Source organism: Leclercia sp. W6, from assembly GCF_003336345.1.
Classification (GTDB): Bacteria; Pseudomonadota; Gammaproteobacteria; order Enterobacterales; family Enterobacteriaceae; genus Enterobacter.
The window spans coordinates 4,455,411-4,473,968 of record NZ_CP031104.1 but is presented as its reverse complement, the minus strand read 5'-3'; the positions used below and the strand labels follow the sequence as shown (position 1 = coordinate 4,473,968).

Annotated in this window: 17 protein-coding genes and 1 riboswitch; of the genes, 10 read left to right on the top strand and 7 right to left on the bottom strand. The window is 58.3% G+C overall.

Annotated features, from left to right (window positions below; genetic code table 11):
- Positions 1-128: 128 nt before the first annotated feature.
- From tolC to DVA43_RS22015, 3 genes are all read left to right on the top strand, one after another.
- Positions 129-1,559 carry an outer membrane channel protein TolC gene (gene tolC, locus DVA43_RS22025; RefSeq protein ID WP_103822875.1) on the top strand — a complete coding sequence of 477 codons (1,431 nt, stop codon included), beginning with the start codon at positions 129-131 and terminating at the stop codon, positions 1,557-1,559.
- A 174-nt stretch (positions 1,560-1,733) separates the two neighbouring features.
- Entirely contained in the window at positions 1,734-2,405 is a 672-nt protein-coding gene (locus tag DVA43_RS22020) for a DUF1190 family protein (RefSeq protein ID WP_103822876.1), read from the top strand.
- A 2-nt stretch (positions 2,406-2,407) separates the two neighbouring features.
- Positions 2,408-3,568 carry a glutathionylspermidine synthase family protein gene (locus DVA43_RS22015; RefSeq protein WP_114316777.1) on the top strand — a complete coding sequence of 387 codons (1,161 nt, stop codon included), beginning with the start codon at positions 2,408-2,410 and terminating at the stop codon, positions 3,566-3,568.
- An 81-nt stretch (positions 3,569-3,649) separates the two neighbouring features.
- On the opposite strand, the gene ygiD is transcribed toward DVA43_RS22015, so the two are convergent.
- On the bottom strand, positions 3,650-4,438 hold the full coding sequence (ygiD, locus tag DVA43_RS22010) for a 4,5-DOPA dioxygenase extradiol (protein ID WP_114316776.1): 789 nt from the start codon (positions 4,436-4,438) through the stop codon (positions 3,650-3,652).
- Positions 4,439-4,634: 196 nt separating this feature from the next.
- On the opposite strand from ygiD, the gene zupT reads away from it, so the two are divergent.
- On the top strand, positions 4,635-5,408 hold the full coding sequence (gene zupT / locus DVA43_RS22005; RefSeq protein WP_114316775.1) for a zinc transporter ZupT: 774 nt from the start codon (positions 4,635-4,637) through the stop codon (positions 5,406-5,408).
- A 41-nt stretch (positions 5,409-5,449) separates the two neighbouring features.
- Here the strand turns inward: zupT and ribB are convergent, their stop codons facing one another.
- The gene (ribB, locus tag DVA43_RS22000) at positions 5,450-6,103 is read right to left on the bottom strand and encodes a 3,4-dihydroxy-2-butanone-4-phosphate synthase (protein WP_103822880.1); all 654 of its coding nucleotides are present in this window, start codon (positions 6,101-6,103) and stop codon (positions 5,450-5,452) included.
- A gap of 104 nt (positions 6,104-6,207) precedes the next feature.
- A riboswitch (FMN riboswitch) is annotated at positions 6,208-6,358 on the bottom strand.
- 120 nt (positions 6,359-6,478) lie between these two features.
- On the opposite strand from ribB, the gene DVA43_RS21995 reads away from it, so the two are divergent.
- Complete coding sequence (locus tag DVA43_RS21995) at positions 6,479-6,775, top strand: accessory factor UbiK family protein (protein ID WP_103822881.1); 297 nt, start codon at positions 6,479-6,481, stop codon at positions 6,773-6,775.
- A 35-nt stretch (positions 6,776-6,810) separates the two neighbouring features.
- Here DVA43_RS21995 and hldE read toward each other — a convergent pair whose 3' ends face one another.
- Genes hldE through DVA43_RS21980 form a run of 3 tightly spaced genes read right to left on the bottom strand, consistent with a single transcriptional unit; the run spans position 6,811 to position 12,463 of the window.
- Entirely contained in the window at positions 6,811-8,244 is a 1,434-nt protein-coding gene (hldE, locus tag DVA43_RS21990) for a bifunctional D-glycero-beta-D-manno-heptose-7-phosphate kinase/D-glycero-beta-D-manno-heptose 1-phosphate adenylyltransferase HldE (protein WP_103822882.1), read from the bottom strand.
- A gap of 40 nt (positions 8,245-8,284) precedes the next feature.
- Positions 8,285-11,143: a bifunctional [glutamate--ammonia ligase]-adenylyl-L-tyrosine phosphorylase/[glutamate--ammonia-ligase] adenylyltransferase gene (gene glnE / locus DVA43_RS21985; RefSeq protein ID WP_114316774.1), complete on the bottom strand. Its 2,859-nt coding sequence runs from the start codon at positions 11,141-11,143 to the stop codon at positions 8,285-8,287.
- Positions 11,144-11,161: 18 nt separating this feature from the next.
- Positions 11,162-12,463 carry an inorganic triphosphatase gene (locus DVA43_RS21980; protein ID WP_114316773.1) on the bottom strand — a complete coding sequence of 434 codons (1,302 nt, stop codon included), beginning with the start codon at positions 12,461-12,463 and terminating at the stop codon, positions 11,162-11,164.
- Positions 12,464-12,701: 238 nt separating this feature from the next.
- Here DVA43_RS21980 and DVA43_RS21975 point away from each other — a divergent pair, with 238 nt between their 5' ends.
- Both DVA43_RS21975 and DVA43_RS21970 read left to right on the top strand, forming a co-directional pair.
- Entirely contained in the window at positions 12,702-13,322 is a 621-nt protein-coding gene (locus DVA43_RS21975; protein ID WP_103822885.1) for a TIGR04211 family SH3 domain-containing protein, read from the top strand.
- 58 nt (positions 13,323-13,380) lie between these two features.
- Positions 13,381-14,622, top strand: coding sequence for a multifunctional CCA addition/repair protein (locus DVA43_RS21970; RefSeq protein ID WP_114316771.1), 1,242 nt, complete (start codon positions 13,381-13,383; stop codon positions 14,620-14,622).
- A gap of 10 nt (positions 14,623-14,632) precedes the next feature.
- Here the strand turns inward: DVA43_RS21970 and bacA are convergent, their stop codons facing one another.
- Both bacA and folB read right to left on the bottom strand, forming a co-directional pair.
- The gene (gene bacA / locus DVA43_RS21965; protein WP_114316770.1) at positions 14,633-15,451 is read right to left on the bottom strand and encodes an undecaprenyl-diphosphate phosphatase; all 819 of its coding nucleotides are present in this window, start codon (positions 15,449-15,451) and stop codon (positions 14,633-14,635) included.
- A 103-nt stretch (positions 15,452-15,554) separates the two neighbouring features.
- Positions 15,555-15,923: a bifunctional dihydroneopterin aldolase/7,8-dihydroneopterin epimerase gene (gene folB, locus DVA43_RS21960; RefSeq protein WP_114316768.1), complete on the bottom strand. Its 369-nt coding sequence runs from the start codon at positions 15,921-15,923 to the stop codon at positions 15,555-15,557.
- A 107-nt stretch (positions 15,924-16,030) separates the two neighbouring features.
- Between folB and plsY the strand changes: the two genes are divergently transcribed.
- From plsY to DVA43_RS21940, 3 genes are all read left to right on the top strand, one after another.
- Complete coding sequence (gene plsY, locus DVA43_RS21955; protein WP_114316766.1) at positions 16,031-16,645, top strand: glycerol-3-phosphate 1-O-acyltransferase PlsY; 615 nt, start codon at positions 16,031-16,033, stop codon at positions 16,643-16,645.
- 764 nt (positions 16,646-17,409) lie between these two features.
- Complete coding sequence (locus tag DVA43_RS21945) at positions 17,410-18,237, top strand: urease accessory protein UreD (RefSeq protein WP_114316762.1); 828 nt, start codon at positions 17,410-17,412, stop codon at positions 18,235-18,237.
- 10 nt (positions 18,238-18,247) lie between these two features.
- Entirely contained in the window at positions 18,248-18,550 is a 303-nt protein-coding gene (locus DVA43_RS21940; protein ID WP_114316761.1) for an urease subunit gamma, read from the top strand.
- The last annotated feature ends 8 nt before the right edge of the window (positions 18,551-18,558 follow it).

Below are 18,558 nucleotides of genomic sequence, written 5' to 3'. Positions count from 1 at the left end.
TAAATTGGTGCAAGTTACTGCCGCATGGCACGGAACGCCAACCTTTTGCAGTGGCGAAGTCTGCTAGAATCGGTAGATATTTTTTTAATTAGATCAGCGCTAACAAAGCTTCACAACAAGGAAAGCAAATGAAGAAATTGCTCCCCATCCTCATCGGCCTGAGCCTGACGGGCTTCAGCGCGTTGAGTCAGGCAGAAGACCTGATACAGGTTTATAAGCAGGCACGTCTGAGCAACCCGGAACTGCGCAAGTCCGCTGCCGATCGTGACGCTGCATTTGAAAAAATTAATGAAGCACGCAGTCCATTATTACCACAGCTGGGTTTAGGTGCTGATTATACCTATAACAACGGCTATCGTGATGCGAATGGCATCGACTCCAACGTGACCAGCGGTTCACTCCAGTTAACCCAGACGCTGTTTGATATGTCTAAATGGCGTACCCTGAGCCTGCAGGAAAAAGCAGCCGGTATTCAGGATGTCACCTATCAGACCGACCAGCAGACGCTGATCCTTAACACGGCTACCGCCTACTTCAGAGTGCTGAGCGCCATCGATACGCTCTCCTATATTGAAGCGCAGAAACAAGCCATCTACCGTCAGCTCGATCAGACCACCCAGCGTTTCAACGTGGGTCTGGTCGCGATCACCGACGTGCAGAACGCCCGTTCACAATACGACAGCGTGCTGGCGAACGAAGTGACCGCGCGTAACGATCTGGATAACGCCGTTGAAGAGCTGCGTCAGGTCACCGGTAACTACTACCCGCAACTGGCTTCCCTGAACGTTGAACGCTTCAAAACTGACAAGCCGCAGGCGGTGAATGCCCTGCTGAAAGAAGCTGAAAACCGTAACCTTAGCCTGCTGCAGGCCCGTCTGAACCAGGATCTGGCGCGTGAGCAAATTCGCCAGGCACAGGATGGCCACCTGCCAACCCTGAGCCTGAACGCCTCTACCAGCGTGTCGAATACCAGCTATAGCGGCTCCAGAACCAGCGGTGCCCAGGGTGGTCAGTACAGCGACAGCGATGTCGGCCAGAACAAAATTGGTCTGAGCTTCTCCCTGCCGATCTATCAGGGTGGTCAGGTCAATTCGCAGGTTAAACAGGCGCAGTACAACTTTGTCGGTGCCAGCGAACAGCTTGAAAGCGCGCACCGCAGCGTGGTTCAGACCGTGCGTTCCTCCTTCAACAACGTGAACGCCTCTATCAGCAGCATCAACGCCTACAAACAGGCCGTTGTCTCTGCCCAGAGCTCTTTGGATGCATCGGAAGCCGGTTACTCGGTGGGTACCCGTACCATTGTTGACGTTCTGGATGCGACCACCACGCTCTACAACGCCAAACAACAGCTCTCCAACGCCCGTTACAACTACCTGATTAACCAGCTGAACATCAAGTCAGCGCTGGGTACGTTGAACGAGCAGGATCTGCTGGCGCTGAACGGCGCCCTGGGTAAACCTATCTCCACGACTCCAGAGGTTGTGGCCCCGGAAAATCCACAGCAGGCCGCCTCTGCTGATGGCTTAACCGCCGCCGCTGCGCGTACCACCAGCAACTAATGCTGTTACCCGGCCAGGGCTATCCTGGCCGGGTATTATCGCGCTGTCCGACAAAAAAACGTAAGCCAACGTAAAGATCCCCCAGTTTCGCCCCCATCGCTTCAATTTCCACCACTCATCCTCTATTCTGAGCGTTATTTTCTGTGTTTTACCACTGGGTCCTGGAAGACGATCATGAAACGGACAAAATCCATTAATCACGCCACGTTCCGCAAAAGCTGGAACGCGCGTCACCTCACTCCTGTCGCCCTGGCGCTGGGCGCCGTGTTTATGCTGGCAGGCTGTGAGCAAAGCGACGAAACGGTTTCGCTCTATCAGAATGCCGATGACTGTGCCTCCGCCACCGGCAACAAGGCAGAGTGTACCACCGCCTACAACAATGCCCTGAAAGAGGCCGAACGTACCGCGCCGAAATATGCCAGCCGTGAAGACTGCGTAGCGGAATTTGGCGAAGGCCAGTGCCAGCAGGCTCCTGCTCCTGCCCAGGCGGGCACAGCGCCAGAAAACCAGGCACAGGCGCAATCCAGCGGCAGTTTCTGGATGCCGCTCATGGCCGGTTACATGATGGGCCGTCTGATGGGCGGCGGCGCGGGCTATCAACAGCAACCGCTGTTCAGCTCGAAGAACCCGGCCAGCCCGGCTTACGGTCAGTATACCGATGCCAGCGGCAAAGGTTATGGTGCCGCACAGCCTGGCCGCACCATGAACGTACCTAAGACCGCCATGGCGCCAAAACCGGCGACCACCAGCACCGTTACCCGCGGCGGCTTTGGTGAGTCTGTTGCCAAACAGAACACCATGCAGCGCAGCGCGACCGGCACCTCAACGCGCTCAATGGGCGGCTGATAATGGAACGAGTCAGTATTGTTGAGCGCCCGGACTGGCGCGAAAAAGCCACCGAATATGGTTTCAACTTCCACACCATGTACGGCGAGCCGTACTGGTGTGAAGATGCCTACTACAAGCTGACCCTCGCCCAGGTTGAAAAACTGGAAGAGGTGACGGCGGAGCTGCATCAGATGTGCCTGAAGGTGGTGGAAAAGGTGATCGCCAGCGATGAGCTGCTGACCAAATTCCGCATTCCGAAGCACACCTGGGGCTTTGTGCGTCAGTCATGGCAGACCCATCAGCCGTCGCTCTACTCCCGCCTCGATCTGGCGTGGGATGGCACCGGCGAGCCGAAGCTGCTTGAGAACAACGCCGATACACCAACCTCCCTGTATGAAGCGGCCTTCTTCCAGTGGATCTGGCTGGAAGATCAGCAGAACGCAGGCCGTCTGCCGGAAGGCAGTGACCAGTTCAACAGCCTGCAGGAAAAGCTGATCGCGCGTTTCACTGAGCTGCGTGAACAGCACGGCTTTAACCTGCTGCACTTTGCCTGCTGTCGCGACACGGTCGAAGATCGCGGCACAGTACAGTATCTGCAGGACTGCGCTGCCGAAGCCGAAGTCGCCACTGAATTCCTCTATATAGAAGATATCGGGCTGGGTGAAAAAGGCCAGTTCACCGATCTGCAGGACCAGGTAATCAGTAACCTGTTCAAGCTCTATCCGTGGGAATACATGCTGCGCGAAGTCTTCTCCACCAAGCTGGAAGATGCGGGCGTGCGCTGGCTGGAGCCGGCCTGGAAGAGCATTATCTCCAACAAAGCCCTGTTGCCGCTGCTGTGGGAGATGTTCCCGGGCCATCCAAATCTGCTGCCCGCTTACTTCGCGGAAGATGACCATCCGCAGATGGATAAGTATGTCAAAAAGCCGATTTTCTCCCGCGAAGGCGCCAACGTATCGATTATCGAAAACGGTAACACCGTGGAAGCGGTAGAAGGTCCGTATGGCGAAGAAGGGATGATCGTCCAGCAGTTCTGCCAGTTACCGAAGTATGGCGACAGCTACATGCTGATCGGCAGCTGGCTGATCAACGATCAGCCAGCCGGGATTGGTATTCGTGAAGATCGGGCGTTGATCACCCAGGATCTGTCACGGTTCTATCCGCATATCTTCGTGGAGTAGCCTGTGGTGCCGGGTGGCGGCTTCGCCTTACCCGGCCTACATAACTCCGTAGGCCCGGTAAGCGCAGCGCCACCGGGCACTTTACCCCACCTGCACTGACAACATACTCAAACTGCCCATCACAATGCCATCCACCGGTGTGGAAACGGACTCCTGACCATCCCACGCGCCCAGAACATAGAGCAGCGGCAGGAAATGTTCCGCCGTCGGGTTCGAGAGCGAGCCGCCTTCGTGCGCCAGATAGTTCACCAGCGGATGTTCTTCAGCCGGCCCCTGCCAGGTCAGGTTTGCTTTCACGTAATCGTTAAACGACGTTGCCCACGGATAGGGCGTGTTTTCTCCATGCCAGCGTGCGGTGCGCAGGTTGTGCACCACGTTACCGCTGGCTATCAGCATGATGCCCTCGTCACGGAGCGCGGCGAGCTTACGGCCCATCTCAAGGTGCCACGCCGCCGGTTTGGTGCTGTCGATACTCAGCTGCACCATCGGGATGTCGGCATCCGGGTACATCTTGATCAGCACGCCCCAGGAGCCGTGGTCAAAGCCCCACGCCTCTTTATCAAGGGTGACCGGGAGAGGCGCCAGCAGCTCTACCAGCCGCTGCGCCAGCGCCGGTGATCCCGGTGCCGGATAGTGTGTGTCATACAGCGCCTGCGGGAAGCCACCAAAATCATGGATCGTTTTCGGCGTTTCCATCGCGGTAACGCCGGTGCCACGGGTAAACCAGTGTGCAGAAATCACCACGATCGCTTTCGGACGCGGCAACGTCTCTCCCAGATGACGCCAGGCGCGGGTATAGACGTTATCCTCCAGCGCGTTCATGGGGCTGCCGTGGCCCAAAAACAGTGCTGGCATACGAGAAGATGTCATGATGATATCCTTACACAAGCTGTCGATTTGATAGCTTTACCTTACCCGTTAACAGGATAAGATGAACTCTGATAACCATGATGAAGATCATCAGGAAATTTGAATGTAAGGGATCTGTAAAGGCGATTATACCCGCTCGCTTTACGCGCGTTTAGCCTTTAATATGAATGATAATCATTATCATAAGGAGAGGTGAATGTCAGTTCCTCTGATTCTGACGATTCTCGCAGGCGCCGCCACCTTTATCGGCGCCCTGCTCGGCGTGCTGGGCCAGAAGCCCTCGAACCGCGTGCTGGCATTTTCGCTCGGCTTTGCCGCCGGGATCATGTTGCTCATCTCTCTGATGGAGATGCTGCCCGCGGCACTCGGCACGGAAGGGATGTCGCCGGTGCTCGGCTACGGGATGTTTGTCTTTGGCCTGCTGGGCTACTTTGCACTGGACAGAATGCTGCCCCACGCGCACCCGCAGGATCTGATGCAGAAAGGGAGTCAGCCCCTGCCCCGCAATCTGCGACGTACCGCGCTGCTGCTGACCCTGGGCATCAGCCTGCATAACTTCCCGGAAGGCGTTGCGACCTATGTGACCGCCAGTAACAACCTGGAGTTAGGATTCGGTATTGCGCTGGCGGTGGCGTTGCACAATATCCCGGAGGGGCTGGCGGTCGCAGGCCCGGTCTATGCGGCAACGGGTTCTAAGCGTAAGGCGGTCTTCTGGGCAGGGATTTCCGGCATGGCAGAGATCCTCGGCGGGGTGCTGGCGTGGTTGATCCTCGGCAGCCTGATTTCACCCGTGGTGATGGCGGCGATTATGGCGGCGGTGGCAGGGATTATGGTGGCGCTGTCGGTGGACGAGCTGATGCCGCTCGCCAAAGAGATCGACCCGAATAACAATCCCAGCTACGGCGTGCTGTGCGGGATGTCGGTGATGGGACTCAGTCTGGTGCTGCTCCAGACGGCAGGAATAGGTTAAAAAAAACGCCGGGTTAACCCGGCGTTTTTTATGCTGCGTTATCAGCTGGCTTTGCGCTCTTGCGCCTGGCGATACGCCACCAGATCTTCAATGGTGACCACAGCCATGTTGTGTTTCACCGCGAAGTCGATGCACTCCGGCGCGCGGGCCATAGAGCCATCATCATTGGTCAGTTCACAGAGCACACCGGCGGGTTTGAAACCGGCCAGCGTGACCAGATCGATAGTGGCTTCGGTGTGGCCGCCGCGAGTCAACACGCCGCCCGGCTGCGCGCGCAGCGGGAAGACATGGCCCGGACGGTTCAGGTCAGAAGGTTTTGCACCGTCGGCAATGGCGGCACGCACGGTGGTGACGCGGTCAGCGGCAGAGACACCGGTGGTCACGCCGCTGGCGGCTTCGATGGTGACGGTAAAACCGGTGCCGAAGGCGCTGGTGTTGTTCTCTACCATCATAGGCAGTTCCAGCTGTTTACGGCGATCTTCGGTGATACACAGGCAAACAATACCGCTGCCGTGACGGATGGTCAGCGCCATCTGCTCAACGGTCATGGTTTCGGCGGCGAAAATCATATCGCCTTCGTTTTCACGGTCTTCATCGTCAAGCACCATCACGCCGCGGCCTTCGCGAAGCGCAGCAAGCGCCTGCTCAACACGGTCAGTAGAGGTACCGAAAGAGGAAAGGAGCGTCTGATTCATGGTAAAAAAACCTCATTAAAATTATGGTTACCAGAATCAGGGCAGTCTTAGGAGCGCCGGAGTACGGCAAAAAAATAACGTGAGCGGGCCTCGCCCGACTGGTTCGTTACTCTCTCCCATCCGGACTTTAACCGTCGGCCCCGGAATTACACCGGATCTGCTGACCTTTGAGTGTGCACCCAAAGCGCTCGCGGGCTTTCAACATGGTGTTGATTTACCGCCGGTGGGGAATTTCGCCCCGCCCTGAGAATAAGCGGGATAACTATAACGCTAATGATTATGTTCGGCAACGCATAAGCTTCACACAATTCTGGTTTAAGGATCCCCGTAACGCGCTACAATGATTCTAAACATCTTTACTTCAAGGGAACTATGATGATCGACCCAAAAAAAATTGAACAACTTGCCCGCCAGGTCCATGAATCCATGCCAAAAGGCGTACGTGAGTTTGGTGATGATGTTGAGAAGAAGATCCGCCAGGTGCTGCAGGCGCAGCTGATGCGTCTGGATCTGGTCAGCCGTGAAGAATTTGACGTGCAGACGCAGGTTCTGCTGCGCACCCGTGAGAAGATTGCCCTGCTGGAGCAGCGTCTCACCGAGCTGGAAAACCGCAACGTTGTCGACGAAGTGAAACCGGCGCCAGCGATCCCACCGGTAGATAACGTGGAATAATTCACCGCAAAAAAACGGGCCTTTCGGCCCGTTTTTTATTTCTCGCTATCTTTCTGAATCTTTTTAATGATGTTGGTGGTTGAACACCCGTCCTCAAAATTGAGCACCATCACTTCACCGCCGTTGGCCCACACCTCTTCGCTACCTGCGATCTGTTCAGGCTTGTAGTCACCGCCTTTCACCAGCAGGTCCGGCAGGATCCCGGCAATCAGACGCTGCGGGGTATCCTCTTCGAAGGAGACCACCCAGTCCACCGCTTCCAGCGCGCCAAGCACAATCATGCGCTGCTCAAGCGGGTTCACCGGACGGGTTTCGCCTTTCAGCCGTTTAGTGGAGGCATCGCTGTTCACCGCCACAATCAGGCGGTCGCCCAGCTTGCGCGCGTTGGCAAGATAAGAGACGTGGCCCGCGTGCAGAATGTCGAACACGCCGTTGGTCATCACCACTTTCTCACCACGCTTACGCGCGGCGGCAACGGCCACTTTCAGCTCTTCTTCACTCATCACGCCAAAACCGGTTTCGGCGCGCCCACGCACCGCGTTTTCCAGCTCGATGGGAGAGACGGTTGAGGTCCCCAGCTTGCCGACCACCACGCCTGCGGCAGCGTTGGCAAAGTAGCAGGCCTCTTCGAGGGTATTCCCGGCAGCCAGCGTCGCCGCCAACACGCCAATCACCGTATCGCCCGCACCGGTGACGTCATACACTTCCTGCGCCTGGGTTGGCATATGCAGCGGCGCTTTGCCCGGTTGCAGCAGGGTCATCCCCTGCTCGGAACGGGTCACCAGCAGCGCGGAGAGGTCGAAGTCGGCGATGATCTTCATGCCGCGCTCAACGATCTCATCTTCGGTTTTGCATTTGCCCGCCACTGCTTCAAATTCGGAGAGGTTAGGCGTCAGCAGCGTCGCACCGCGATAGCGTTCAAAGTCGGTGCCTTTCGGGTCGATCAGCACCGGCACACCGGAAGCGCGCGCCAGCTTAATCATCTGCTGGACGCTCGCCAGCGCCCCTTTGGCGTAGTCGGAGAGCACCAGCGCCCCGATGTTGCCCAGCGCCTGGTTGATGCGCTCGTGCAGCGGCTCCGGATCCACGCCTTCAAAGCCCTCTTCAAAGTCGAGGCGGATCAGCTGCTGGTTGCGCGACAGCACGCGCAGTTTAGTAATGGTCGGGTGCGTTGGAACAGAAACGAAATCACATTTAACGTTCACATCCGCCAGCGTCTTGCTCAGCGCCCGCGCCGCATCATCGATGCCGGTCAGACCAACCAGACGCGAATGCGCGCCGAGAGAAGCAATGTTCATCGCCACGTTTGCTGCGCCGCCAGGACGCTCTTCAATGGTATCCACCTTCACCACCGGGACCGGGGCTTCCGGGGAAATGCGGCTGGTTGGCCCATACCAGTAGCGATCCAGCATCACATCGCCAACTACCATAACTCCAGCACGTTCAAACTCTGGCAGTGTTACTTTCATTCCTGACTCCAGAAAGATTCACAATTTGCGCGCGATAATATCACACTTGTTTTGTTACGCACGGTTCCACCAGCCACTTCTGCCAGCAGGCGCGCACCAGCTCCCGCTCGGTGTTAAAGCAGTCGAGCGGCAGATGGCCGGGCTGCTCCTGCAACGCCAGATGGTGCAGTTCATCGCGCAGCGTGGTGTAAGCGCGGGTGAGCGCCAGCGCCTCCTGCTCATCCATAATGTCGTTCTGCGCCAGCAGCTCCAGAATGCGCACGTTATCTGACCAGCGGGTCAGCTTCGGTTTGGCGTGGGCGTCACGCAGCACCAGATACTGGGTGATAAATTCGATATCGGTAATACCGCCCTCGTCAGCTTTAATATCAAAGCGATCCCGGTGCTTATTCCCCAGGTGAGCGCGCATTTTTTCACGCATCTCGCGCACCTCGGTCTGCAGCGTCGGGCCCTCGCGCATGGCGGTCAGCACGTCGCGGCGAATGGTATCAAACTGCGCCTTAAGCTGCGGATCGCCATAGACCACCCGGGCGCGCACCAGAGCCTGATGCTCCCAGGTCCAGGCTTCGTTCTTCTGATACTCGGCGAACGACTCGGTGGAAGAGACCAGCATGCCCGCCGCCCCGGACGGACGCAGGCGGGCATCCACTTCATACAGAATGCCCGACGATGTGCGGGTGCTGAACAGGTGCATGATTCGCTGGGCCAGGCGCAGGTAGAACTGACGCCCGTCGATCTCACGCTCGCCGTCGGTCATCACATCCACCGGGCAGTCGTGAAGGAAAATGAGATCCAGATCGGAGCTGTAGCCCAGCTCCCAGCCGCCCAGCTTGCCGTAACCCACCACCGCAAAGCCGCGTCCTTCGCGATCGGCCAGGTGCTTCGGCTGGCCGTAACGCGCCACCATCTGCACCCACGCCTGATGGACAACGGCATCAATAATCGCCTCCGCCAGCCAGGTTAAGTGATCGCTCACTTTCATCACTGGCAGCGTTCCGGCGATGTCGGCGGCGGCCACACGCAGCAGCTGCGCCTGCTTAAACTGACGCAGCGCCTCCAGCTGCTGCTCCTCATCCTCCTCCGGCACGCGCAGCAGATACTGGCGCAGCTCGTCCCGGTAGGCGTCGGTCGCCGTCGGCTGGTAAAGGGTGTTGGGATCGAGCAGCTCATCCAGCAGCAGCGGATAGCGCGCCAGCTTGCTGGCGATCATTGGCGAGGCGGCGCAGAGGGAAATCAGGTGCTTGAGCGCGCCCGGGAACTCGCTTAACAGCTCCAGATAGGTGGTGCGGGTGATGATCCCGCTGAGTAATGGTGTCAGACGCGACAGCGGCACCGGCGCATCGGCGCGGGAACAGACATCGCTCAGCAGGTGCGGCATCAGGTGATCGAGCACCTGACGTCCGCGCGGGCCAATGGCGCGCTTGTTCAGTTCCAGGCGGAAATCGGCAATCAGCGCCACCACCCGGTGACGGTCATCATTGCTGAGGTGGGCCAGCACCGGGGTAGTGTCGTCCTCCTGCAGCGCATCCTGCCACAGCTCGCGCCAGTGCTCTGACAGCTCATCATCCTGTGATTCGCTCTCATCGTCGCCAATCAGGTCGTTAAAAATCCGGCGCACCGCGGCCATGTGCGCATCCAGCGCCTCGGTCAGCGCCTGCCAGTCGTCCAGGCGCATTCCCCAGGCGAGACGGGCGCGATTAAGCTCATCCCCCGGCAGGGTCTGGGTTTGTTCGTCGTTAATGCTCTGCAGCAGGTTTTCCAGCCGACGCAAAAAGAGGTAGGCCTCACGCAGGATTTGCGCATCCCCTTCCGGCAGCAGATTCAGCTGTGCAATTGCCGCAAGCGTTGGCAGCAGGGAGCGGGATTGCAGCGACGGCTCGCGTCCGCCGCGGATCAGTTGGAACACCTGGACGATAAACTCGATCTCGCGGATGCCGCCCGCCCCCAGCTTGATGTTGTCTTTCAGGCCGCGACGCCGCACTTCCCGGGCAATCATCCCTTTCATGTTGCGCAGCGACTGGATGACGCTGAAATCGATATAGCGACGGAAGACGAACGGGCGCAGCATGGCACGCAGCTCGCTGGCATAGGCGCCGTCGTTATCACCCATGATCCGCGCCTTTACCATTGCGTAGCGTTCCCAGTCGCGTCCTTGCTCCTGATAATAATCTTCCAGCGCGGCAAAGCTCAGCACCAGCGGGCCGCTGTCGCCGAAGGGACGCAGGCGCATATCCACGCGGTAGACAAAGCCATCCTGGGTGGGTTGATCCAGGGCCTTAATCAGCCGCTGCCCCAGGCGGGTAAAGAACTGGGCGTTGTCCAGCTCACGGCGTCCGCCGCGGGTGGCACCCTTCTCCGGCCAGGCGAAGATCAGATCGATATCCGAGGAAAAGTTGAGCTCGCCGCCGCCGAGTTTGCCCATCCCTAAAATCAGCAGCGGCTGCGGGGTGCCATCCTCACTGCATGGCGTACCCCATTCACGACAGCAGGCGTCGTACAGCCAGTCGCGGGCGGCGACGATCAGCGTCTCCGCAAGGTGACTCAACTGCTGCAACGTGCTCTCTTCACTCACCAGCATCAGCGCCTGCGCCCAGGCGATGCGCACCATTACCCGGCGGCGGAAATGGCGCAGCTCGCGCATCAGCGCGGCTTCATCGCCGACATCTGCCAGCGCGTCGCGTAACCACTGCGCATAGTGCTGCCACTCATCCGCCTGCGGCGGCGCGGCCTCAAGTCCGGTCAGCCAGTCAGGATGTGCCGTAACGCTCTCCTGCACAAAGTCGCTGAACGCCAGCACCTGCCGGGCCTGCTCGCTTAATGACGAGGCGGATAATGCTTCCGGCAGACGCTCACATACCGTCTGCCACTGCTGCTGTAAGGGTGAAGAAAGCGGCATCATTGGGGTTCCTTGCCTGCGTTAACGTTTTCCGCTGTGCAGCCAGAATGGCTCCTGCGAAATGGCTTCGTTGCGGAAATGCTCAATTTCAATGTGCTGGCGGGTCTTAATGGCATGCAGCAGACCTTGCCAGTTTTCCAGCCAGGCGCGGGCCACCGGGCCGTCATAGGCCCCTGCCAGCAGCAGCATGCTGTCGATGTTACGCGCCAGACGAATCAGCTGATCGCCATACTGATCCCCCAGCGGATGGGCGAACGTGGTTTTCAGTTCAGCGGCATGACGGGAGAGGTGAATATCGGCGAAGCGCTTAAAGTTATCCGCTATTTTGCTCTGCGCCTTCGCGTCGAGGAAGGTGCGCCAGCCGCGTGTCACCAGAAACTCGGTCAGCGCCAGTTTCGCGGTGGCAGTTTGCGGGCTGTAGACCGCCGTCTCGGCAGAGACATCCGACGCCATCAGAGTTTCGGTCTGGGTCAGCAGATCACGTAAGTGAGCACTCGCTTTACGTGGCACAATGCCGCCGAACAGCGTCAGGCTGTGACGTACCAGCGCCATCGCCGCCAGTACCTCGGCTTTCGCCCCTTTCACGCCGCGGACCCACAGCTCCTCGTGATACTGCCACTGGCTCAGGGCCAGCTCCAGCGAGGCTTCAAACCCCTGCTCGATGGAGGATTTCGGCGCGACGCGCATAATCTCCAGCGGTTTCAGGGTGCGTGGCGCATTGCCCTGGGCCAGATGATAGCCGCGGGCCGCCTTGCTCAGGCTCCCCTGACGCAGACCGCTCTGGGTCACCAGCTTACGCGCCAGCTTCAGCACGTCATCGGCGTGGCCTTCCAGCAGCTCAAGTTCCAACTCGCAGATCGGCTCCTGGAACTCGCCCGCTTTTACCTCACCCCGGTCGAGGGCGATTTCAATGCGGCTTTTACCTTCATTCACCAGCCACTTTTCGCGCCAGAAATCGGTGCTGAACAGCGGGCTGGCGCTCTCTTCCAAGCCCTCGGGCAGTTGACCTTCCGGCCACACTTCCGCCGGGAAGCGCGCCAGATCCAGCGCAGGCTGGTCAATTTCAATATTGTATTCCGGGCGCTGATGCAGACCGCCCACCACGCGGCCACCAATTTTCATGGTCATCTCGTAGCGACCATCGACGCCGCGAATGCGCAGCCCCCTATCATGGCGACGCAGCCACAGGTCCCGGGTTTCGTAATAGATGTTGAGCAGTTGCACCGGCTCGTGATGTTCAGCTGTCAGCTGGTGCAGATGGTTTTTCAGCGCGTCGACGCTCTCATTTTCAACGATAAACTTTAATTCGATTTCCTGAGCCATGGCCTTGTTCTTTTGATTGCAGCACTGCGGGGTAAATTTAGGCGAACTTACTCGCCACTTTTTTGTCAGTAGATAGTATTTTGCGCCAGATTGCCACGCAATGAGCAATTTGACGGGCGTAAAGTTTGTTAAAGTGGCAAACAGTACACGGAGGATTCCGAATGCTGACGAATCCTTTGCGTGGAGAAGCCGTTACCACTACTATCGTTCCACTTTTTATGAAAATAACGACTGCCTGATGCTTAAATTACGCCTAATCGGACTGACATTACTTGCTTTTAGCGCCGCAACAGCGGTTCACGCTGAAGAGAAACGCTACGTTTCTGACGAACTGAATACCTGGGTACGTAGTGGACCGGGTGACAATTATCGCCTCGTGGGTACGATTAATGCCGGCGAGGAAGTGGCGCTGTTACAGAGCAACGCAGACGCCAGCTATGGCCAGGTGCGCGACAGCAGCGGCCGTATCGCCTGGATCCCGTTAAAAGAGCTTAGCACCAGCCCAAGCCTGCGCACCCGCGTGCCGGATCTGGAAAACCAGGTCAAAACCCTGACCGACAAACTGACCAATATCGATGCCACCTGGAACCAGCGCACGGCTGAAATGCAGCAGAAAGTGGCCCAGAGCGACGGGGTGATCAACGGTCTTAAAGACGAAAACCAGAAGCTGAAAAACGAGCTGATCGTCGCCCAGAAAAAGGTGAGCGCGGCCAACCTGCAGCTGGATGACAAACAGCGCACCATCATTATGCAGTGGTTTATGTATGGCGGCGGCGTGCTGGGTATGGGTCTGCTGCTGGGTCTGGTGCTGCCGCATCTGGTGCCGAGCCGTAAGCGTAAAGACCGTTGGATGAACTAAATCGCTATCTCTGCCACACTTACGTATTATTGCCATTTTTGATACGGGAGAGTGAGGCGTGAAGATTTATCTGGTCGGTGGTGCGGTTCGTGATGCGTTGTTAGGTCTGCCGGTCAAAGATAAAGACTGGGTGGTGGTAGGCGCCACACCTCAGGCGATGCTCGATGCGGGCTACCAGCAGGTAGGCCGCGATTTTCCTGTCTTTCTGCATCCGCAAAGCCGCCAGGAGTACGCCCTGGCGCGTACCGAGCGCAAATCCGGTGTCGGTTATACCGGCTTCACCTGCCATGCCGCACCGGACGTCACCCTTGAAGAGGATTTGCAGCGCCGCGATCTGACCATCAACGCCCTCGCCCAGGATGAACATGGCCATATCGTTGATGCGTATGGCGGCCAGTCGGATCTGCAAAACCGCATCCTGCGCCATGTTTCCCCCGCCTTCTCTGAAGATCCGCTCCGCGTACTGCGCGTGGCGCGTTTTGCTGCCCGCTATGCCCACCTGAGCTTTCGTATCGCCGATGAAACGATGACGCTAATGAGCGCCATGACCAGAGCGGGCGAGCTGGAACACCTTACCCCCGAGCGCGTGTGGAAAGAGACCGAGAATGCGCTCACCACGCGTAATCCACAGGTTTACTTCCAGGTGCTGCGCGACTGCGGGGCGCTGAAGGTGCTGTTCCCGGAAGTAGACGCCCTGTTTGGCGTGCCGGCTCCGGCGAAGTGGCACCCGGAAATCGATACCGGCATCCATACCCTGATGACCCTGAGCATGGCGGCAATGCTGAGCCCGGAGGTGGATGTCCGCTTTGCCACGCTCTGTCATGACCTCGGCAAGGGCTTAACGCCGCCTGAACTCTGGCCGCGCCACCACGGCCACGGCCCGGCGGGCGTGCGGCTGGTTGAACGGGTCTGCCAGCGCATGCGGGTCCCTAGCGAGATCCGCGATCTGGCGAAGCTGGTTGCCGAGTTCCACGACCTGATCCACACCTTCCCGATCCTCAAACCAGCTACTATTGTGAAGCTGTTCGACAGCATTGATGCCTGGCGCAAGCCGCATCGCGTGGAGCAGATCGCCTTAACCAGCGAAGCCGACGTGCGCGGGCGCGCCGGGTTTGAAGCCAACGATTATCCGCAGGGGCGGTTGCTGCGTGAAGCCTGGAACGTTGCGAAAGCGGTGCCGACAAAAGCGGTGGTTGAGGCTGGATTTAAAGGACCCGAGATCCGGGAAGAGTTAACAAAACGGCGGATCCGGGCCGTCGCAGCCTGGAAGGAACAGCATTGCCCTCAGCCGAAAGACTGAGGGCGGGCAATCAGAAGAAGACCACGTAGACCGCGGCCGCCACGATAAAGCGATAGATGGCGAACGGGATAAACGAGATGCGCTTGATCAGCTGCAGGAAGGTTTTGATGGCAATCAGCGCCACGATAAAGGCGGTGATAAAGCCCACGGCAAACATCGGGATGTCGCCCACAGTCAGGAAGTGATAGCTCTTGTAGAGATCGAGCACCGTGGCGCCCATCATCATCGGCACTGCCAGCAGGAATGAGAACTCAGAGGCCGCATAGCGGCTCACGCCCATCAGCATCCCGCCTGAAATCGTTGCCCCGGAGCGAGAGAAGCCCGGCCACAGCGCCAGACACTGGAAGCAGCCAATCATAAACGCCTGACGGTAGGTCATGTCGTCCAGACCCGGCGCGCGAGGCTCTTTCGGCTTCAGCAGCTCGGCGGCAATTAACAGGATACCGCCGACCACCAGGGCATACATCACGTTAATCGGGTTAAACAGCGATTTGATGGTGTCGTGGAGCACCAGACCCAGCACCACCGCCGGAATCATGCCGAGCAGGATGTGCAGCAGTGTTAAACGCCCTTTACCGGCACCTTCATGCGGCGGATGACCAAAGTGGATGCCAATCAGGCCGAACAGGCGACGCCAGAACATCACCACCACCGCCAGAATGGATCCTAACTGGATCACTACTTCAAAGGTTTTCGCCGTTTCGCCCTCGAACCCCAGCAGATGGCCGACAATGATCATATGGCCTGTACTGGAAACCGGCAAAAACTCTGTCAATCCTTCGACCACACCCAGTATTGCTGCCACCAGCAGGGAGTGCATATCGCTCATCAATTAACCCCTAAAAGACAGAAAAAAGGGCTACCCAGGGGGTAACCGTAAAAGGAACAGCTGTAAGACTGATTTAACAGGAATTGGTTTAACTATTATACCTTTAAATGTTTCCTTTCAGATTTTGGCTACGTTCGATAATGACCCCGACATTGGCTGCCCGCGCAACCGCTCCCGGCTTGCTGACTTTGATGCGCACCCATGGCGAGTTGAAGCGGCTGAGCAGCAGCTCCGCCACCTCTTCCGCCACGCGCTCCACCAGCGCAAAACGCTGGCCTTCCACGTGACTGATGACCGCTTCACTCACGTCGGCATAGCTCAGACAGTCGTTCACATCGTCGCTTTTTGCCGCGGCGAGGTTATCCCAGCCCATTTCGATATCGAACACGAGTTTCTGCTCGATGGTCTGCTCCCAGTCATACACCCCGATAGTGGTGATTACCGAAAGTTGCTCTATAAATACTATATCCATCACGACCTGCCTGGTTTTTGGCTAAACCGGATACCACTCCCGGCGAATTATGCGTATTATCCACAGATGCTAAGTACAAAACGACATTTTCAAAACGGAACAGCGTTATGAGTGCAATCGCGCCTGGAATGATCCTCCTTGCCTACCTTTGCGGCTCAATTTCCAGCGCCATTCTGGTCTGCCGTATCGCCGGGTTGCCTGACCCACGCGAGAGCGGCTCCGGGAATCCGGGAGCGACCAATGTACTACGAATTGGCGGCAAAGGAGCAGCCGTAGCGGTTCTGATTTTTGACGTTCTGAAAGGAATGCTTCCCGTCTGGGGCGCGTATGCACTGGGCGTCACGCCGTTCTGGCTGGGGCTGATTGCCATTGCCGCCTGTCTGGGCCACATCTGGCCGGTTTTCTTTGGTTTTAAAGGCGGAAAAGGCGTCGCCACCGCGTTTGGCGCCATTGCCCCCATTGGCTGGGATCTGACCGGCGTGATGGCCGGCACCTGGCTGCTCAGCGTGTTGCTGAGCGGGTACTCTTCGCTTGGCGCCATTGTGAGCGCGCTGATTGCACCGTTTTATGTCTGGTGGTTTAAGCCGCAGTTTACTTTTCCGGTGTCGATGCTCTCTTGTCTGATCCTGTTACGTCACCATGACAATATTCAGCGGTTGTGGCGGCATCAGGAGACGAAGATCTGGGCGCGGTTGAAGCGGAAGAAGAAAGAGACGCGGTAGCTTATATTGAGTTTAGTGGAATAGTTCCGTTCACTTTACGACCAACAGAATATGACGTTCCGGAACCCGTGAACGTGATAAGGGGGCCATCGCGGCCCCCTTATCAATCCCCGCGGCCCCGCAACGAAATCGGTGCTTCGCACTACGCTCACCTCCCGACCGACTGCCTGCGGTCGGCTCAACTCGACATCCTGTCTCGATTCGCCTCTGGCCGCCATCCCTGGCGTCCAGCCCTTGTCATCCGGTCTCCGGTTCGCCGATTTCAGCGGGGACTCAACACCCGTGCCACATTCCGGCAATAAAAGAATTTGCAGAGAAATGACGTTCTGTTTCATGCAGGCCGCAGCGAAGGCTGAGGGAGCTTGAGTCCGGCTGAAAATCGCTGAGGCGTTGACCGCAGGCCGGGGCGAGGCGCAGGGATGCGCCGAGAGGGCGCAGGGATGCGCCGAGAGGGCGTGACCTACATGGATGTAGGATCACGCCCGACCCGATAGCCGGAGGGAATAAGCCGAAGGGACCGCGAAGCGGCGATTTTCTTTGCCGGGAGCCGGGATTGTTAAGGGGGCGGCGGCAGCCCCCTTAACACGTTCACCGCAGCGGGGCGTACATAACGCAGAGAAGTCATAGTGAACGGAACAATTCCACCACTCCAGATAATAAGTGGGCGCTTAGCAACCGCCCCTATCCATAAGCGACTCATATGACAGCCTTCATTTCCGCCAGGGCATACTAAAAAAACCCGACGGCGAGCAGATGGATAAAGCATGTCAGCAACTCAGGCGCATGAAAAAACAGTAAAAGGCTGGCAGGCATCCCTTGCCCTGCACTTTTCCCACTCGCCTGAAAAAACCCTCCTCCACTCTGCCCGCCACGTCGGGCCACTCACCGTGCAGCGCCCCTTTTATCCCGAAGGTGAAACCTGCCACCTCTATCTGCTGCATCCCCCTGGCGGGATTGTCGGCGGGGATGAGCTGGCGATTACCCTTCATCTTGCGGCCAACAGCCACGCGCTGATCACCATGCCCGGCGCCAGCAAGTTCTATCGTAGCAACGGCGCGCTGGCGCGGCTGGATCAGCACTTCACGCTGGACGAGAACGCCATCCTGGAGTGGCTGCCGCAGGACACCCTTTTCTTCCCCGGGGCACAGGCTGCCCTGCGCTCGGTGTTCCATCTGCAGCGCAGCAGCACGCTGCTGGCCTGGGAGCTGTTTTGCCTGGGCCGCCCGGTGATTAATGAGCCCTTCAGCCACGGCCGTATTGAGAGCCGCCTTGAGGTCTGGCTGGAAGGCGAGCCGCTGCTGATCGAGCGCCAGCACCTGGCCGACGGCGATCTGACCCCCGTGGCGGAACATCCGTGGATCGGTACCCTGCTGTTTTACCCGGCGAGCGAAACGCAGCTGGAGGAGGCCCGCGATGCCCTGGCACCGCTGGAGCATTTCGCTGGCGCGACCCTCACCGACGGTCTGCTGTCGGTCCGTTTTCTGGCCCATGACAACCTGATTTGCCAGCAGGCGATGCGTGAGATCTGGCAGCGCCTGCGTCCGCAGCTTACCGCCAAAGCCCCCTGCTCGCCCCGAATCTGGCACACCTGAGAGAAGCACGATGGAACTGACCTCCAGAGAAAAAGACAAGCTGTTGCTGTTTACCGCCGCGCTGGTCGCCGAGCGTCGTCTCGCCCGTGGCGTGAAGCTCAATTACCCCGAATCGGTGGCCCTGATCAGCGCCTTCATTATGGAAGGGGCGCGGGACGGGCAGACGGTTGCGGAATTAATGGAAGCGGGCCGCCATGTCCTGACCCGCAGCCAGGTGATGGAGGGCGTGCCGGAGATGATCCCGGATATTCAGGTGGAGGCCACCTTCCCGGACGGCTCCAAGCTCGTCACCGTTCACAATCCGATCCTGTAAGAGGGCAA

Coding starts and splice junctions, on each gene's coding strand:
- tolC (WP_103822875.1), top strand. CDS start 129: ATGAAGAAATTGCTCCCCATCCTCATCGGCCTGAGCCTGACGGGCTTC.
- DVA43_RS22020 (WP_103822876.1), top strand. CDS start 1,734: ATGAAACGGACAAAATCCATTAATCACGCCACGTTCCGCAAAAGCTGG.
- DVA43_RS22015 (WP_114316777.1), top strand. CDS start 2,408: ATGGAACGAGTCAGTATTGTTGAGCGCCCGGACTGGCGCGAAAAAGCC.
- ygiD (WP_114316776.1), bottom strand. CDS start 4,438: ATGACATCTTCTCGTATGCCAGCACTGTTTTTGGGCCACGGCAGCCCC.
- zupT (WP_114316775.1), top strand. CDS start 4,635: ATGTCAGTTCCTCTGATTCTGACGATTCTCGCAGGCGCCGCCACCTTT.
- ribB (WP_103822880.1), bottom strand. CDS start 6,103: ATGAATCAGACGCTCCTTTCCTCTTTCGGTACCTCTACTGACCGTGTT.
- DVA43_RS21995 (WP_103822881.1), top strand. CDS start 6,479: ATGATCGACCCAAAAAAAATTGAACAACTTGCCCGCCAGGTCCATGAA.
- hldE (WP_103822882.1), bottom strand. CDS start 8,244: ATGAAAGTAACACTGCCAGAGTTTGAACGTGCTGGAGTTATGGTAGTT.
- glnE (WP_114316774.1), bottom strand. CDS start 11,143: ATGATGCCGCTTTCTTCACCCTTACAGCAGCAGTGGCAGACGGTATGT.
- DVA43_RS21980 (WP_114316773.1), bottom strand. CDS start 12,463: ATGGCTCAGGAAATCGAATTAAAGTTTATCGTTGAAAATGAGAGCGTC.
- DVA43_RS21975 (WP_103822885.1), top strand. CDS start 12,702: ATGCTTAAATTACGCCTAATCGGACTGACATTACTTGCTTTTAGCGCC.
- bacA (WP_114316770.1), bottom strand. CDS start 15,451: ATGAGCGATATGCACTCCCTGCTGGTGGCAGCAATACTGGGTGTGGTC.
- folB (WP_114316768.1), bottom strand. CDS start 15,923: ATGGATATAGTATTTATAGAGCAACTTTCGGTAATCACCACTATCGGG.
- plsY (WP_114316766.1), top strand. CDS start 16,031: ATGAGTGCAATCGCGCCTGGAATGATCCTCCTTGCCTACCTTTGCGGC.
- DVA43_RS21945 (WP_114316762.1), top strand. CDS start 17,410: ATGTCAGCAACTCAGGCGCATGAAAAAACAGTAAAAGGCTGGCAGGCA.
- DVA43_RS21940 (WP_114316761.1), top strand. CDS start 18,248: ATGGAACTGACCTCCAGAGAAAAAGACAAGCTGTTGCTGTTTACCGCC.